13 protein-coding genes and 1 pseudogene are annotated in these 15,176 nt (G+C 70.8%); 2 read left to right on the top strand and 12 right to left on the bottom strand.

All coding sequences use genetic code 11. The annotated features are described in order from the left end of the window. Positions 1–32 precede the first annotated feature (32 nt). Genes ACHMXE_RS09820 through ACHMXE_RS09805 form a run of 4 tightly spaced genes read right to left on the bottom strand, consistent with a single transcriptional unit; the run spans position 33 to position 4,984 of the window. Complete coding sequence (locus ACHMXE_RS09820) at positions 33–1,172, bottom strand: CaiB/BaiF CoA-transferase family protein (protein WP_203207680.1); 1,140 nt, start codon at positions 1,170–1,172, stop codon at positions 33–35. Then, positions 1,169–2,395 carry an FAD-dependent monooxygenase gene (locus ACHMXE_RS09815; protein WP_203207681.1) on the bottom strand — a complete coding sequence of 409 codons (1,227 nt, stop codon included), beginning with the start codon at positions 2,393–2,395 and terminating at the stop codon, positions 1,169–1,171. The genes ACHMXE_RS09820 and ACHMXE_RS09815 overlap by 4 nt, the downstream gene beginning before the upstream one ends. Then, positions 2,392–3,387, bottom strand: coding sequence for a tripartite tricarboxylate transporter substrate binding protein (locus ACHMXE_RS09810; protein ID WP_203207682.1), 996 nt, complete (start codon positions 3,385–3,387; stop codon positions 2,392–2,394). The genes ACHMXE_RS09815 and ACHMXE_RS09810 overlap by 4 nt, the downstream gene beginning before the upstream one ends. Before the next feature lie 40 nt (positions 3,388–3,427). Further along, positions 3,428–4,984, bottom strand: coding sequence for an AMP-binding protein (locus tag ACHMXE_RS09805; RefSeq protein WP_203207683.1), 1,557 nt, complete (start codon positions 4,982–4,984; stop codon positions 3,428–3,430). A 302-nt stretch (positions 4,985–5,286) separates the two neighbouring features. On the opposite strand from ACHMXE_RS09805, the gene ACHMXE_RS09800 reads away from it, so the two are divergent. Continuing rightward, positions 5,287–5,910 carry a TetR/AcrR family transcriptional regulator gene (locus ACHMXE_RS09800; protein WP_281081687.1) on the top strand — a complete coding sequence of 208 codons (624 nt, stop codon included), beginning with the start codon at positions 5,287–5,289 and terminating at the stop codon, positions 5,908–5,910. Between the two features lie 76 nt (positions 5,911–5,986). After that, positions 5,987–7,186 carry an MFS transporter gene (locus tag ACHMXE_RS09795; protein ID WP_203207684.1) on the top strand — a complete coding sequence of 400 codons (1,200 nt, stop codon included), beginning with the start codon at positions 5,987–5,989 and terminating at the stop codon, positions 7,184–7,186. 44 nt (positions 7,187–7,230) lie between these two features. Here ACHMXE_RS09795 and ACHMXE_RS09790 read toward each other — a convergent pair whose 3' ends face one another. From ACHMXE_RS09790 to ACHMXE_RS09755, 8 genes and pseudogenes are all read right to left on the bottom strand, one after another. Further along, complete coding sequence (locus ACHMXE_RS09790; protein WP_395345847.1) at positions 7,231–8,673, bottom strand: tripartite tricarboxylate transporter substrate-binding protein; 1,443 nt, start codon at positions 8,671–8,673, stop codon at positions 7,231–7,233. A gap of 189 nt (positions 8,674–8,862) precedes the next feature. Next, entirely contained in the window at positions 8,863–9,363 is a 501-nt protein-coding gene (locus ACHMXE_RS09785; RefSeq protein ID WP_395345846.1) for a hypothetical protein, read from the bottom strand. Between the two features lie 190 nt (positions 9,364–9,553). Then, positions 9,554–10,300: an ABC transporter permease gene (locus ACHMXE_RS09780; protein ID WP_281081689.1), complete on the bottom strand. Its 747-nt coding sequence runs from the start codon at positions 10,298–10,300 to the stop codon at positions 9,554–9,556. Between the two features lies 1 nt (position 10,301). Continuing rightward, the gene (locus ACHMXE_RS09775) at positions 10,302–11,564 is read right to left on the bottom strand and encodes an ABC transporter substrate-binding protein (RefSeq protein WP_203207687.1); all 1,263 of its coding nucleotides are present in this window, start codon (positions 11,562–11,564) and stop codon (positions 10,302–10,304) included. After that, entirely contained in the window at positions 11,561–12,424 is an 864-nt protein-coding gene (locus ACHMXE_RS09770; RefSeq protein WP_281081691.1) for an ABC transporter ATP-binding protein, read from the bottom strand. Before ACHMXE_RS09770 ends, ACHMXE_RS09775 begins: the two co-directional genes overlap by 4 nt. Further along, a pseudogene (locus ACHMXE_RS09765) lies at positions 12,421–13,498 on the bottom strand (acyl-CoA dehydrogenase family protein). The gene ACHMXE_RS09770 and the pseudogene ACHMXE_RS09765 overlap by 4 nt, the downstream one beginning before the upstream one ends. Beyond that, positions 13,488–14,072, bottom strand: a complete 585-nt coding sequence (locus ACHMXE_RS09760; RefSeq protein ID WP_093345342.1) for a carboxymuconolactone decarboxylase family protein — start codon at positions 14,070–14,072, stop codon at positions 13,488–13,490. Before ACHMXE_RS09760 ends, ACHMXE_RS09765 begins: the two are co-directional and overlap by 11 nt. A gap of 61 nt (positions 14,073–14,133) precedes the next feature. Further along, the gene (locus ACHMXE_RS09755) at positions 14,134–15,162 is read right to left on the bottom strand and encodes an AraC family transcriptional regulator (protein ID WP_203207689.1); all 1,029 of its coding nucleotides are present in this window, start codon (positions 15,160–15,162) and stop codon (positions 14,134–14,136) included. Between the last annotated feature and the right edge of the window lie 14 nt (positions 15,163–15,176).

Genomic DNA, 15,176 nt, shown 5'->3' with positions numbered 1-15,176 from the left:
GGAATCGATCCTTGTGATGTGTGGTGGTGCGGTCAGGCGACGGCCCGAGCGTCGAGCAGCGCGCGTATCTGCTCGGGCCCGTAGCCGAGTTCGTCGAGGATGCGCCGCGTGACGTCTTCGCCCTGCATGACCGGCGCGCCCTTCGATGCAGGCGTGCGCGACAGGCGGGGCGCGGGCGCCGGCTGCGGCAGCGGGCCCTCGCGGTCGAAGGCCCGGCGCTGCGCCAGCGCCGGGTCGGCTTGCGCTTCGTCGAGGCTCGCGACCGCGGTGACACAGGCCTCCTTGCCGTCGAACAGCTGCATCCATTCGGCGAGCGGCCTGCGCGCGACCACAGCCGCGATCTCGGCCTTCAGCCCGGCCCAGGCCGCGGGCTGCTCGCACAGCGCGGCACGGTCCGCGGGCAGGCCCAGCACCGCCATCAGCGTGGCGCGAAACGGCGCCTCCATGGCGCCGACCGCGAGGTGCCTGCCTTCCGCCGTTCGGTAGACCGCGTAATGCGGCGCGCCGCCATCGAGGAAATTGCCGCCGCGCCCGCCCGCCCAGTCGCCGCGCGCGCGGATCGCCCACAGCGAGGTCATCAGCGAGAGCACGCCGTCGGTCATGGCGATGTCGAGCACCTGGCCCTGGCCGGAGCGATGGCGCTCGAGCAGCGCCGCGCAGATGCCGAAGGCGGCATGCATCGAACCACCGGCGAAATCCGCGATCAGGTTCAGCGGGATCGCGGGCCCGCCCTCGGCCGTGCCGATGCTGTCGAGTGCGCCGGTGGCCGCGAGAAAGTTGATGTCGTGTCCGGCCGAGCGGGCCAGCGGCCCTTCCTGGCCCCAGCCGGTGATGCGCGCATAGACCAGCGCCGCGTTCGCGGCCTGGCACGGCGCCGGCCCCAGGCCCAGCCGTTCCATCACGCCGGGCCTGAAGCCCTCGACCAGCACGTCGGCCCTGTCGATCAGCCGCCGCACGGCCGCCAACCCTTCGGGCTGCTTGAGATCGACGCGCATCTCGCGCTTGCCGCGGTCGGTAAAGCGCAGCGCGGGATCGTGGCGCCGTGGCTCGTCGAAGCGCGCGACCTGGATCACCTCGGCGCCCATGTCCGCGAGCATCATCGTGCACAGCGGCACCGGCCCCTTGGCCATGAACTCGACCACGCGGATGCCCGCCAGCGCGCGCGCGCTCATGGCCGGCTCCCGGCCGCCTTCGAGGCCATCTTCGCCACGTCGTAGCCGTACAGCGACTGGCCGCGCTCGATCTGCTCGTCGCGCTTCATCCGGCTGTTGAAGAACAGCGTGGCATTGCGGCGCAGCGATTCGCGCGCGCTGCCCACGTGCATCGCGTGGCCGCGTGCGCGCGCGGCCAGCTGGATGCGGCCGGTGCGCTGGATGCGCGCACCCTCGTAGGTGCGCAGTGCCTGCGCGGCATCGGATCCCGCGGCCAGGCTCTCGGCCAGCAGGAAGGCGTCTTCCATCGCCATGACGGCGCCCTGCGCGAGGAATGGCAGCATGGGATGCGCGGCATCGCCCAGCAGGGTGGCGCGCCCGCGCCCCCAGGCCGGCAGCGGATCGCGGTCGTAGAGCGCCCAGCGGTTGCACTGCTCGGCGCGCTCGAGGATGCGCAGCAGCCCCTTGTTCCATCCGGCGAAGGCCTGCAGCAGGTCGCCGCGCTCCGCCTCCTGGGTCCACGACTCGTCGGCCCAGCGCGTGGTCTCCTGGACCGCGACGATGTTGAGCAGGCTGCCGCCGCGCACGTAGTAATGGACCACGTGGCCGCCGGGGCCGACCCAGATCGTGGAGTCGCGCGCCACCTCGCGGCGCAGCGCGTCGTCGACCGGGACCGTGGCGCGGAAGGCCACGTTGCCGGTGAAGCGCGGCGACTCGTCGCCGTGCAGGAAGCGCCGCACCGCCGAGTGGATGCCGTCGGCGCCGATCACGGCGTCGAAGCGCGCGCGGTCCTCGCCGAAGCCGAGCGTGATATCGCCATCGCCATCGTCCATGTCCATCGACGTGAGCCGGCGGCCGACCTGGAGCGCCGATGGCGCCACGGCGCCGAGCAGCATCTGGTGCAGGTCCGCGCGGTGCACGTGGTAGTACGGCGCGCCGTAGGCACGGTCGAAGTCGCCCTGGATGCCGGTGCGCGAGATCGCGATGCCGGTCTTCCAGCCGCGGATCACCAGGTTCTGCGGCCGCACGCCCAGGGCGTCGAGCGCATCGCCCAGGCCCAGGCTGCGCAGCACCTTGACGCCGTTGGGACTGACCTGCAGGCCCGCGCCGACCTCGCGGAAGGCCGGCGCCTGCTCGAACACGACGGCCTCGATGCCGCGCTGCCGCAGCAGCGCCGCGGCGCACAGGCCGCCGATGCCGCCGCCCACGATCGCGACGCGGCCCGGTCCGGATGCGGCGCTCATCGCTTGGCGAACCCGTACTTGGTGAGCAGGGCGCGCTCGTCGACCGTGGCCTTCACCGCGAAGCGCGTGAACTCGGCCGTGTCCTTGAAGCGCGGGCCCTGGCCGTAGCGCAGCATCGCGGCCTTCACGTCGGGCGCCTCGAGGCTGCGCCGGAAGGCTTCCTGCAGCGTGCGCACCACCGCCGGGCTCATGTTCTTCGGACCCACCAGCCCCCAGGGCGAATCGATGCTCGCGCGGTAGCCGAGCTCGCGCGTGGTCGGCACCGTCGTCCACTTCGGCGAACGCTCGTCGCTCGCCACGGCCAGCAGCCGCGCCTTGCCCGAATCGACCAGCGAACCGTAGCCGCCGGAGCCGTCGACCACGAACTGGACGTCGCCCGCCAGCAGCGCCACCGAGACGTCGGCGCTGCCCTTGTAGGGAATGGGATTCCACTTCACCTTCTCCTGCGCGGTCATCTCCTCCATCAGCAGGTGGCCGCTGTTCCCGAGGCCCGCGGGCACGCCGTAGTTCATGCGCTCCGGGTTCGCCCTGCCGAAGGCGACGAGGTCGGCCCAGGTCTTGAACGGCGAATCGGCGCGCACCACGATCGCGAACGGCACATGGGTCAGGCACACGACGTAGGTCAGGTCGGCGATGGGGTCGTAGCCCACGTCCTCCGTCACCGGCGCACGGTACACCGCCATGGTCGCGAGCCCCAGCGTGTAGCCGTCGGGCGGCGCGTTCCTGGTCTGCAGGATGCTGATGGTGCCGCCGGCGCCGGGCCGGTTGTCCACCACGATGGGCTGGCCGAGGATGCCCTCGGCGGCGCGCGCCATGACGCGAAACACCGCGTCGGTCGAGCCGCCGGGCGGAAAGCCGACCAGCACGCGGATCGGTTTCGACGGAAAGCCCGCGGGCTCGGCCGCGAAGGCCGAAGGCAGGGTGGCAACGGCCGGGGCCAGGAGCGCGGCCCGCAGCAGGGCGCGCCGCGTCGGCGTGGTGATGGATGGCATGGCTTGTCTCTGTGGTTCGAAGGGAAGCGGGCGGCGTGGCTCAGATGCGGCGGCCATGGCCTGCCCAGTAGGGCTCGGAGAGGCGGCGCTTGTAGATCTTTCCGTTGTCCTGCCGCGGCATCTGGGTCTCGAAGCGAATCACCGACGGCACCTTGAACTTGGTGAGCCGCGCCAGCAGCGTGGCGCTGATCTCCTCGGCCGTGAGCGCCGCGCCCGGCGCCAGCTGCACATGCGCCGCCAGGGCCTCGCCGTACTCCTCGTGCGGAATGCCGAACACGGCGCAGTCCTGGATGCCGGCGATGTCGATCAGCGCGGCCTCGATCTCGGCCGGATAGATGTTGACGCCGCCCGAGATCACCATGTCCTTCACGCGATCGCAGACGAAAAGGTAGCCGCCCTCGTCGAGGTAGCCCATGTCGCCGGTCGCGACCAGGCCGTGCCGGTCGAGCGCGGCGCGGTCCGCGTGGCGGTTGCGGTAGGTGAAGTCCGGGTAGGTGTCGTTGCGGCAGCAGATCTCGCCGATCTCGCCCGCGGGCAGCACGAGGCCGTCGGCATCGAGGATCTGCATGCGCACCGTCGACTGCGGATGGCCCACGGTGCCGGGGCGCTCCCTGGCGTCCTGCGGCGTGGCCACCGTCACCGGCCCGGTTTCGGACGCGCCGTAGAACTCGTAGATCACGTCGCCCATCCACTCGCACATGGCGGCCTTCACGGCCACGGGACAGGGCGCCGCCGTATGGATGATGTGCCGCACGCTGCTGACGTCGTAGCGCGCGCGGACCTCGGGCGGCAGCTTCAGCAGCCGGATGAACATGGTGGGCACCATGAACAGGTGCGAGATGTGGTAGTCCTGGATCAGCTGCAGCAGCTCGATCGGATCGAACTTCGAGCGCACCACCACCATGCCTTCCTTCGCGGTGGCCGCGTAGCAGGCGCGCCAGTAGGCCGTGGGACCGCCGTGATAGAGCGGCCCGAGGATCGCGGCATGCATGCCGGGCTGCGTGCCGAAGGCATGGTGCAGCGTGCCGAGGTTCTGGCGGAACGCCGCCAGGTCGGCATAGGGCTCGCGCTGCACGCCCTTGGGCTTTCCGGTCGTGCCCGAGGTGTACATGATCACGCCGCGCGGCTTGGTGGTCGGCCGGGCCGCATCCTGCTGCGCATCGAGCCAGGACTGCCAACCGATATGGCCGGCCGCGAGCGCATCCGCCGCGGCAGGCTCGACGCCATGGCGCACCGCGATCTCCTTCGGCGTCGGCACCGCGATGACCTGGAGCTTGTCGAGCAGGTCCGCATCGACCAGCGCCAGCAGGTCGTCGTGCGCGATGAGCACGCGCGCACCGCAGTCCTGCAGCACGTAGCCAATCTCCTCGCTCTTGCCATGCCAGTTGAGCGGCACGGCATAGATGCCCGCCAGGTCGGCCGCGGCCATCGCCTGCGCCATCGGCGCGTCGTTGCGCATCAGCAGCGCCACGGTGTCGCCTTCGACGAGTCCGAGCGTCTGCAGGCCGGAAGCGATCCGCGCGACCGCGCGGTCGAAGGCGGACCGGCTCTGAGAACCGCTTTCGCAGTTGAAGAAGATGGGGGCGATCTCTGTCATGCCTGTCTCTGTTCTGAGTGAGGAGGAAACACCGGCTGGGTGGCCACCGAGGCGGCGACTGGGTCCAGCCCCTGAGAAAAATTAAATCACCGTTCACTTTAAAAGTAAACCGTGATTCAGTATTTCAAACCTTAGGGAAAACCCAGGCTTCATCCCATGAGACATGGCGATCTCAGAGCTAAAGCCGGGCGAAAAAATCTGGTAAATGATGATTCACATAAAAGGGCCGATATGAACCGAACGCGGCACGAGGAAGCAACGCCTCAAATAGGGATCGATCGTTTCCCATATACTCGCCACCCATGTCCCCCTCCCCTTCGATCCAGGCCAGCCCCACGCGGGGCCGCGGCCGCCCGCGCGAGTTCGATATGGACGAGGCGCTCGACAAGGCCGTGCTGGTCTTCCGCGAACGCGGCTACCACGGCACCTCGATCACCGACCTGACGGCCGCGATGGCGCTGACCTCGGGCAGCGTCTACAAGGCCTTCAAGGACAAGCGCGGCATCTTTCTCGCGGCCCTCGACCGCTACAAGGAAAGGCGCGATCCGCTGATCCGGGCCGAGGTCGAGCGCGGCGCCACCGGCCGCGAGCGGCTGTTCAACGTGCTGAGCTTCTTCGCGGGCTCCGCGCACGGCGTCGAGGGCGAGCGCGGCTGCCTGGTGGTCGGCACGGCCACCGAACTGGCCACGCTCGACGACGAGGTCGCGCAACGCATCAAGCGCTCACTCGACCGGAACGAGGCCCTGCTCGAGGAACTGATCCGCCAGGGCAAGGCCGACGGCTCGCTCGCCACCGCGCTCGACGACAGGACCGCCGCGCGGCTCGTGCTGTGCGTGCTGCAAGGGATGCGCGTGGTCGGCACCACCGGGCGCGGCAAGAAGGAGATGCAGGCGGTCGCGGAGGCCGCGATGCACATCTTCAACTGATCCTTTTTTTGCCAGTTTTGGATATGAACATTTCCTTATTTGGCGCCTTCATTTGTTCCACGCTCCCACGCTCCCCATGACGATCTCCACGAACACGGCAACGCCGCACGCCACCGCTGCGCAACCCCACGCCTGGCTGGTGCTGCTGGTGGCCACGGCCTGCGGCCTGGCTGCGGCCAACCTCTACTACGCGCAGCCGCTGGCCGGGCTGATCGGCGCCTCGCTCGCGCTGTCGCCCGCCGCCACCGGCCTCATCGTCACGCTGACGCAGATCGGCTACGGCCTGGGCCTGCTGTTCATCGTGCCGCTCGGCGACCTGGTCGAGAACCGGCTGCTGGTGCTGGTCCTGCTGTGCGCCGACGCGCTGTCGCTGCTGGCCGCGGGCCTGTCCACCCATCCGCTGCCCTTCCTGGCGGCGGCGCTGTGCATCGGGCTCGGCACCGTGGCGGTCCAGGTGCTGGTGCCCTACGTCACCCACCTGGTGCCCGAAGCCCGGCGCGGGCGCGCCGTCGGCAGCGTGATGAGCGGCCTGATGCTGGGCATCATGCTGGCGCGGCCGGTGGCGAGCTTCGTCGCGCAGCTGTCGTCGTGGCACGTGGTGTTCGTGCTTTCGTCGGCCCTGATGCTGGTGCTGGCCCTGGTCCTCGCGCTGGCGCTGCCGCCGCGCACGCCATCGCACGGCATGCGCTACGGCGAGTTGCTCGCATCGATGGTGCGGCTCGCGCGCACGACACGGGTCCTGCAGCGGCGCGCGCTCTATCACGCCTTCCTGTTCGCATCGTTCAGCCTGTTCTGGACCGTCACGCCGCTGCTGCTCGCGAGCAGCGAATACGGGCTGTCGCAGGCGGAGATCGCCCTCTTTGCGCTGGTGGGCGTGGCGGGCGCCGTGGCCGCTCCCCTGGTCGGCCGTGCCGCCGACCGCGGCTGGAGCCGCGGCGCGACCATCGGCGCCATGCTCGCGGTGGCGGGCAGCTTCCTGCTGGCCCATTTCAGCCATGGCGGATCGCCGCTGTCGCTGGGCCTGCTGGTGGTCGCGGCGGTGGTGCTGGACTTCGGCGTGGCGGCCAACATGACCCTGGGGCAGCGCGCGATCTTCGGCCTCGGTGCCGAACTGCGCTCGCGGCTCAACGGGCTCTACATGGCCACCTTCTTCCTCGGCGGCGCGGCGGGGTCGGCACTCGGTGCCTGGGCCTATGCGAAGGGCGGATGGCCGCTGGCGTCGTGGATCGGGTTCGCGTTGCCGGCGGTGGCGCTGGCGTGGTTCGCGACGGAGTGAGCGCGACGGTCGAGGCCGTCACGCCTGAAGACCCGGCAGCGCCCTCAACGCGCCGACGAGGACAGCGCGCGCAGCCAGCGTTCGCGCTCTTCGTCCTCCAGCGCCAGCAAGCTCTCGGGTGAACCGCCTCCGCCGACGACCTGAAGGTCCTGCAGCTGCCTGCGCACCTCGGGCCTGGCGAGCACCTGGGCCACGGCTTCCTGCACGGTGCGATTGGACGCGGCATCCGAGTTCGCCGGTGCCCAGAGGCTGAAGTGGTCGTACGTCGCGTAGCCGCTCAAGGGCGCGCTAGCGGCCAGCGTCGGCCACGGCACGCCCTCGAAGCTTTGCGGGCGCGCCGGATCGGCGGTGGTGCCGAGCACGCGCAACTGGCCGCGCCGTACGGCGACCGCCACGCCGTTCACGGGCGCGAACAGCAGGTCCACCGCATGCTCCTTCGTGATGACGTCCGAGTCGGGGTACATGCCCTTGAAGACCACGCGTTGCACGTCGACACCGCTCAGCGCGCGGAACTGGCCGAAGGCGAGATGGCCGGTCCAGCCGTCTTCGCCCGTGCCGATGCGCAGGCTGCCGGGATGGGCCCGCGCGTGGGCGAGCAGGTCATCGGTGCTGTGAATGCCCAGCGTGTCGGCCCTCGTGCTGTCGATGGCCAGCACCAGAGGCTGCGACGCCAGCAGCGTGACGGGGCGAAGGGCCTGCATCAGCGCATCGATCGGCGGGCCCTGGTGCACGCCCTCGATGCCTCCGCGCGGCAACCTCAGCGCCGCGAGCAGGACCTTCTCGTTGCCGCCTTCCGTCATCAGCCGGCGGTAGTCGGCCTCGGTGGCTTGGGGCACGTGATCGACCTGCACATTGCGTCCCAACAGCCTGGGCAGGTGGCTCGCCAGCATCCCGGCATAGTGGCTGCTGCGGCCACCGGGCGGAAACAGCACGGCCACGTGCAGCGTGGGCTGCGGCGCGGCGGCCAGCCATTGCCCCGCATCGTCGAGCAGGCCGTAGCGAATTTCCCATGCGCCAGCGGTGGACGCGTTGCGCACCAGGGCTTCGGCCACCCAGTGGCGGCCCATGCGATGGAATTGCCGAATGATCGGCCGTTCGTCCTGCCAACCGGGCGGCCGCCAGTCCTGGGGAAATGCGCCTACGACGACGGCGTAGCCATGGCGGAACGGACGCGCCTCCCGGAACTGCGGCGCGATCGCCCATTGACCCTGCGCGTTCCGGTATCCCCATCGGCCGGTGTCCGCGTCCTTGGCCGGCCGCAGCGCGGCGCCGGCATCGCTGCCATGCAGCCGTTGCCAGCGGCACGCGCGCGGCGTGCTGGCATTGCGCTGGCGATCGAGTCCGACGGCGGTGCACAGCCGGATGCGCCGCTGGGCTGTCGCGTCGGACAGCCCACCGAAGATGAACGGGATCACCATCCTCCCTCGCGCATCGATGAGGCCCGAGCCGGTGGAGCCCGGTGCCGCCATCTGCCGCTGGTAGTCCATCCATTCGGGCCGTAGTGATATCCCGCGGCGGCGGCGGCGTGCGCCACTGCCCCGCGGCATCGCGCAGGCCGGGCTGTGCGTAGACCGTGTCCACCTGCAGATCGGAAGCCGCCTGCCTGGATTCGTCGGGCATCAGGTAGGAAAGAGCGGCGGGAGAGTCGATGGATGTCGTGTCCTTGCCATCGCAACTCACTGGCGGCACGGCCCACTGCCCTCGCGCATCGATGCGCCCGATACCCACCGTGGTCCGTTGTCCGCCGCCGGGCTTTTGCTCGACCAGCCACGCCTTGAGCGTCGGCTGGAGTGCGCCGTCGATGCCGATGATGCCGATGCGCTCCAGCCACGCGACCTGCCAGCGGCCATCGCAGAAGCTGCGCGCCGTCGGTGACAGGAAAAGCACTCGCCCGTCGAGGGCGTCGACCAGCGCAGGCGCGCGCTCGCTGTTCCTGCCGGATTCAGGCTCAGCCAACGCGCCTTTTCGATCAGGTCCGGCGCGATGCCGATGGTGAAAGTGAAGATGTCTTCCCAGGGCGGCGCTGATGCATCCACCGGCCGCAATTGCCAGGCCGGCTGCATCGGCACAGTGCCCGGGTCAGCCTGCAGATCCTGGTAGGTCGGCGGCGCCGCGTTGGCCGAGCCTAGGGCGATGCAAAGCCACAGCAGGATTGCGAAGAGAGGCAGGCGCTTCATGAAGCTCGCCTGGTCGTGGCAGACAGGGGGATCGGTCTTTCGCTCATGGCTTCCGGTTCTTTTGCCGGTTGATTCTGCTTAAAAAACCAATGTATTCAACGCTTTATATGAAGTCCTTGCGTCATTCAGAAGGCTGAATTTTCCGGTTCGTTTTCCTGTTCGGTTGCCCCTGCTCGCCGCACGCGTCCCCTCACCCATGCGTCCACCGCGCATGCAACCACCGCGCCAACCCATCGAGCAGATACCCCAGCGCCCCGATCAGCACGATCACCGCCATCAGCTCCGAATAGGCGAGCCGGTCGCGCGTATCGAGGATGAAGTAGCCGAGCCCGGCCGACACGCCCAGCATCTCGGCCGGCACCAGCACGATCCAGATGATGCCGATGGCCAGCCGCACGCCCGTGAGCAGGTGCGCAGTGATGCCCGGCAGGATCACGCGCAGCACGGTCTCGCGGCGCGTGGCCGACAGGCTGCGCGCGAGCGTGAGCCAGTGCGGATCGAGTTGCGCGACGCCGGCCGCGGTGTTGAGCAGGATCGGCCACACGGCCGCGAAGGCCAGCAGGAAATACACCGGCAGGTCGCCCACGCCGAGCACCATCACGGCGATCGGCATCCACGACAGCGGCGAGATCATGCGCAGGAACTGGAACACCGGCGTGCTGGCCTGCGCGAAGCCGCGCCACAGCCCGGTGAGCACGCCCAGCGGCACGCCGAACACGATCGCCAGTGCGAGGCCAATGGCCACGCGCTGCAGGCTCAGCAGCGCGTGCTGCCAGATGTCGGGGCCGGCGACGAGACGCACGAGCGCCAGCGCCGACGGCCCGGGCGCGAAGGCCGCGGCGATCGGCGTGCGCTGCGCGAGCCAGGCGCTGCCGGCCCACCACAGCACGAGCGCGAGCGCGAGGCCGGCCAGCGGCAGTCCGAGGCGGCGGCCCACGTCAGACCGCGATGGTCTCGCGCCGCTGGTAGTCCGGCGCCACGCCGAACACCTGCGGCCCGCCCACGGCCTCGATCGCCTTGCGCACGAAGCGGTCATCGACCAGGTCGCGCGCCACGAACTTCGGATCGAGCGCACGCAGGAAGGCGTTCTCGCCCTCGACCCGGGTGCCCTGCACCGCGCGCACCAGCTGCTCGGTGTAGGAAGCGAAGGGATAGGGCTGGAAATCGATGCGCCGCTGGCTCCAGCCCTTGTGACGCACCACGCCGCTGGCCTCGTAGCTCGCGTAGTCGGTGGCGGCCAGCACCTTGGCCAGGGTCTGCGGCGGATGCGGCGTGTAGCGCCGCTCGCCGGCGTTCGACAGCAGCCGCGCCGCGTCGAGCCGGTTGTCGCGCGTCCACAGCTGCGCCTTGACGATCGCGTGGGTCACGCGCTGCGCCCATTCGGGCTTCTCGACGATGTCGCGCTCGGCCAGGAAGGTGACGCAGCAGGCATGGTCCTTCCACACGTCGCCCGAGAAGCGCAGCACCTTGCCCACGCCCGCGATCTCGGCCGCCGCGTTGAAGGGCTCGGCCACGATGAAGCCCGCGATCGAGCGCGCGGCCAGCGCCGACACCATCTCGGCCGGCGCCAGGACCACGAGGTTGACCTCCTTCGGACCCACGCCGCCGCCGGCACCCGCGCCCTTGGTGACGGCGCTGAGGCCCTCGGCGCGCAGCATGTCCTGCAGCAGCACGTTGTGGATCGAATACCAGAACGGCACCGCCACGGTCTTGCCGCCGAGGTCGGAGAGCTTGCCGATCTCGGGCAGCACGGTGAGCGCCGAGCCGTTGATGTGGTTCCAGGCCGCGATCTTGGCCGGGAACTTCGAGCCGTAGCGCACCCACAGCGTGGCCGGCGTGAGCAGGTGGATCACGTTGACCTGGCCCGCGACGAAGGCCTCGACGATCTGCGCCCACGAACGGAACATGCGCGGCGCCTCGGCGCGCAACCCTTCCTTGTCGAACAGCCCGCGCGCATGCGCAATCAGGAGCGGCGTGGCATCGGTGATCGGCAGATAGCCGATCTTCACGGGCTGGTCGTCGCCCTTGAAGCCTTGCGCCATCGCATCGCCGGCCGAGAGAAAGGGCGCCGCCACCGCCGCGCCGGCCAGCGCCGACAGCCGCAGCATGTCGCGCCGCGTGAGGCCGCAGTCGCAGGCGGACGAGGCGCAGACATGGGTGGCGCGCAGCGCGGCGCCATGGGCGGGATTCGGGTCGGTCATTCGACGGGCTTTCTTTCTGGCATGCCGGGTGGCGATTCGATGGAGCAATGACGGCGCGTGGCCTGCAGCGCGGCGAGGATGTCGAGGCGAAGCGCGGTGAAGGCGGCGCCATCGCTGCGCGGGCGCGGCATGTCGACGCGCCATTCGCGCACGATGCGGCCCGGCCGCTCGCCCATCAGCAGGATGCGGTCGCCGACGAGGATCGCTTCATCGATGTCGTGCGTGACCAGCAGTGCGGCGGTGCGCCAGCGGTGCACCAGGTCGACCAGCAGTTCCTGCATCTCGGTGCGGGTGATGGCATCGAGCGCCGAGAAGGGTTCGTCGGCCAGCAGCAGCACCGGTTCGCGCGCGAGCGCGCGGGCCAGCGCCACGCGCTGCGCCATGCCGCCCGACAGCTGCGACGGATAGAGCCCGCCCTGCCCCGCGAGCCCCACGGCCGCGAGTGCGTCCTGCACGCGGCGCGTGCGCAGCTCGCGCTCGAGCTTCGGCTGGCGCGCGAAGTCGAGGCCGAAGCCCACGTTGCGCGCCGCATTGAGCCAGGGCAGCAGACCGGGCTGCTGGAACACCAGCGCCGCGCGCGGATGCGGCGAGCTCAAGGCCTCGCCCAGAAAACGGATCTCGCCCTGGGCATGCCCGACGCCGGGCACCTCGAGCCGCGCGAGCTGCCTCAGCAAGGTGGACTTGCCGCAGCCGCTGCCGCCGAGCAGGCAGACGATCTCGCGCGGCGCCACCGCGAGCGACACGCCGCTGAACACCGGCCTTGCCGCATCGAAGCCGAAGGCGAGATCGCGCGCCTCGAGCACCGGGTGCGGCGCATTCGCGGCCTCGTCGAGGCCGATCTCGGCAGCCAATACGCTCACGATGCGGACTGCGCCGCGCGGCGCGCGAGTTCGCCACGCAGTTGCACCACGCTCGGCGTCACGATCGGAACGAACGCCACCTCGCGCCAGTGCCGTGCCAGGCTCAGCGGCTGGTCGCGGTGGTAGCCGCGGCCACCGCTGGCCTGCAGCTCGAGCTGCACCGCGGCCAGCGCGATGTCGGCCAGCGCGAGCCGGGCGCGGAACAGCGCCTCGGGCTGGGTGCGGAAGCGGCCATCGGCGATGCCCGCGTAGAGCGCATCGACCGTGGCATCGAGCGCCTGCCGCTGTTCGACGAGCGATGCGTCGAGCACCGCGCGCCCGGCGCCGCCGACCTGCGCCGCGGTCGCGAGTGCGGCGCGCGCCAGCCCGATCGACAGCCCGCACTGCAGGCCGAGGAACTCGGGCCGCGCCGTGGGCAGGAAGCGGTTGGCCTCGTCGTGGATCAGTTCGTCGGCCGCGAGCCGCGCGCCTTCGATGCGCAGCGACGCGGTGTTGCTGCCGCGCAGCGCGATCAGGTCGAGGTCGGCGCTGCGCTCCACGCCCGCCTGTCCACTCTGCAGCGCGGCCACGAGCGGCGCGCCGCCATCGGCACGCTGCACCACCACCGCGGCCACGAAGCCCTGGGGCCGCAGGTTGGTACACCACGGCACGCTGCCGTCGAGCCGCCAACCGGGCGTGCCCTCCTGCCGCGTGGCCGTGATCTGCAGCGCCTCGATGCCGCCGAGGAACTTCATCGCGTTCGACAGCCCCGAGGCACCGGCCAGGGAGCCGTCGAGCAGCGCGGGCAGCCAGCGCTCGCGCAGCGCCTGGTTGGGCGACTGCAGCAGGTATTCGATGAAGACGCGCTGGCCCCAGAAGGTGAAGGCCGCCGCCAGCGAATGGCCGGCCACGGCGGCGATGGCCTCGATGGCATCGCGCGTGTCGCCGCCCTGCCCGCCGATCGTGCGCGGCACGCCCAGGCCGAACAGCTGCGCGCCCGCGAGCCGCGGCAGCACCGCGTGCGCCTGCGCGTTGTCGCTGTCGAGCGCCTCGGCCTGCGGTGTCGAGCCAGTGCCGGTCGGCCTCAGCCAGCATGGGCGGGCGCTGCGTCGGCGCGCAGGTTCTCGGGCAGGTAGGGCTGCAGTTGCGGATTGACCGCGCTGCCGGCCAGGCTGTTGGCGAAGTTGCACAGCGTGGCCAGGCTCACGCCCAGCACCACCTCGAGCACCTGGCGCTCGGAGAAGCCCGCGCCGCGGAAGGCCGCGAGCGCCTCGTCGCTGACCTTGCCGCGGCTCGCGATCACGGCCTCGGTGAAGGCGCGCACCGCATCGAGCCGCGCCTCTCCCGTGGCCTCGCCGCGCTGCAGCGCCACCACGGCCGAGGCCGGCAGCTTGGCCTGCTTGAGCGCCGCGGCCGAATGGCCGGCCACGCAGAAGTCGCAGCCGTGGATGCGCGCGGCCGTGATCTGCAGCACCTCGCGCTCGGCCAGCGTGAGTTCGCCGCGCGCGGTGGTCTGGGCCACGCCGAGGTAGGTCTCGAGCGCCTGCGGCGAATTGGCGAGGATGCCGATCAGGTTCGGCAGAAAGCCGTTGTTGGCGGCGGCGCGCGCCACCAGCGCACGGCTGGCTTCGGGCGCGGAGGTCTCGGTGTGCAGGGTCAGGCGTGTCATGTCGGTGCGGCTCGTGGGGTGCGGAAACTGGCACCGATTCTTCGCGGCCCGCCCGCGGGCATCAATGACCGGGCGTCTCGGATCTGTGCCGGTTCGTCTCGCTGGCGGTCACGCCGGCGGCCTCGCTGCGGTCGAGCCGCCGCGCGCGCTGCCAGGCGCCCGGCTGTTCGCCGATCACGCGCTTGAAGGTGCGCGAGAACGCGGCATAGGAGTCGTAGCCCACGGCCTCGGCGGCCTGCGCGATCGACTCGCCCTGCGTCAGCTTGCGCGCCGCGATCTGCATGCGCAGCAGTTGCAGGAACTGCAGCGGCGACTGGCCGCAGGCCTCGCCGAACTGGCGGAAGAAGGCCGCGCGCGAGAGATGCACGCGCTGCGCCATGTCGGCCACGCTCCAGGGCCGCTCGGGCGATTGCAGCAGCGCCGCCAGCAAGGGCGCGAAGCCGCGCCGGCGCAGCAGGCCCCAGAAGCCGCGCGCGTTCGCGTCGCTGCGCGCCACGTGGCGCAGGCCATAGAAGAACAGCAGGCCGGCGAGCCGGTCCATCAGCACCGAGGGTTCGGTGCCGGCGCGCAGCGCCTCGCTGCGCATCAGGTCGAACAGGGTGGCGGCCGAGGCCATCGCGAGGTCGTCGGCGCGCAGCACCAGGCAGTCGGGAAAGGACTGCGCGACCAGGTCGCGCAGCGGCCCGTCGAACGAGAAGAAGCCGCAGGCCAGCGCGGTTTCTCCCAGCGCGGGGCTGGCCGACAGCGGCTGCATCGCGCGCGGCGCGCAGTCGATGCCGGGGTCGGCATAGGGCGACAGGAAATGCGGCACGTCGCGCATCAGGAACACGCCGTCGCGCGGCGACAGCGCCACCGATTCGAGCCCCGGCCGGTGCAGCCAGCAGCGGCCCTCGAGGATCAGGTGGAAGCTCGCGCGAGCACGGCCCGCCGTGGAGGCGCGCCAGCGGCCGCAGTACTGGCCCACATGGAACAGCGTGGCGTTCCATTCGAGGCTGCCGAGCAGCCAGTCGGCCACCCGGTCGGCCTGGGCGTCGAACCCGGCATCGGCCGACGGGCTGGCTGCGTCGGGAATGACGGTGAGGGAAGGCATGGGCCCGCCAGTGT

The sequence above is a fragment of the Variovorax sp. UC122_21 genome, from assembly GCF_044056785.1.
Classification (GTDB): Bacteria; Pseudomonadota; Gammaproteobacteria; order Burkholderiales; family Burkholderiaceae_C; genus Variovorax.
This window is presented reverse-complemented; position numbering and strand designations above follow the sequence as displayed.

Bases quoted from the DNA above. Each gene is read 5' to 3' on its own strand.
- ACHMXE_RS09820 (WP_203207680.1), bottom strand. From the start codon at position 1,172: ATGAGCGCGCGCGCGCTGGCGGGCATCCGCGTGGTCGAGTTCATGGCC.
- ACHMXE_RS09815 (WP_203207681.1), bottom strand. From the start codon at position 2,395: ATGAGCGCCGCATCCGGACCGGGCCGCGTCGCGATCGTGGGCGGCGGC.
- ACHMXE_RS09810 (WP_203207682.1), bottom strand. From the start codon at position 3,387: ATGCCATCCATCACCACGCCGACGCGGCGCGCCCTGCTGCGGGCCGCG.
- ACHMXE_RS09805 (WP_203207683.1), bottom strand. From the start codon at position 4,984: ATGACAGAGATCGCCCCCATCTTCTTCAACTGCGAAAGCGGTTCTCAG.
- ACHMXE_RS09800 (WP_281081687.1), top strand. From the start codon at position 5,287: ATGTCCCCCTCCCCTTCGATCCAGGCCAGCCCCACGCGGGGCCGCGGC.
- ACHMXE_RS09795 (WP_203207684.1), top strand. From the start codon at position 5,987: ATGACGATCTCCACGAACACGGCAACGCCGCACGCCACCGCTGCGCAA.
- ACHMXE_RS09790 (WP_395345847.1), bottom strand. From the start codon at position 8,673: ATGGACTACCAGCGGCAGATGGCGGCACCGGGCTCCACCGGCTCGGGC.
- ACHMXE_RS09785 (WP_395345846.1), bottom strand. From the start codon at position 9,363: ATGAAGCGCCTGCCTCTCTTCGCAATCCTGCTGTGGCTTTGCATCGCC.
- ACHMXE_RS09775 (WP_203207687.1), bottom strand. From the start codon at position 11,564: ATGACCGACCCGAATCCCGCCCATGGCGCCGCGCTGCGCGCCACCCAT.
- ACHMXE_RS09760 (WP_093345342.1), bottom strand. From the start codon at position 14,072: ATGACACGCCTGACCCTGCACACCGAGACCTCCGCGCCCGAAGCCAGC.
- ACHMXE_RS09755 (WP_203207689.1), bottom strand. From the start codon at position 15,162: ATGCCTTCCCTCACCGTCATTCCCGACGCAGCCAGCCCGTCGGCCGAT.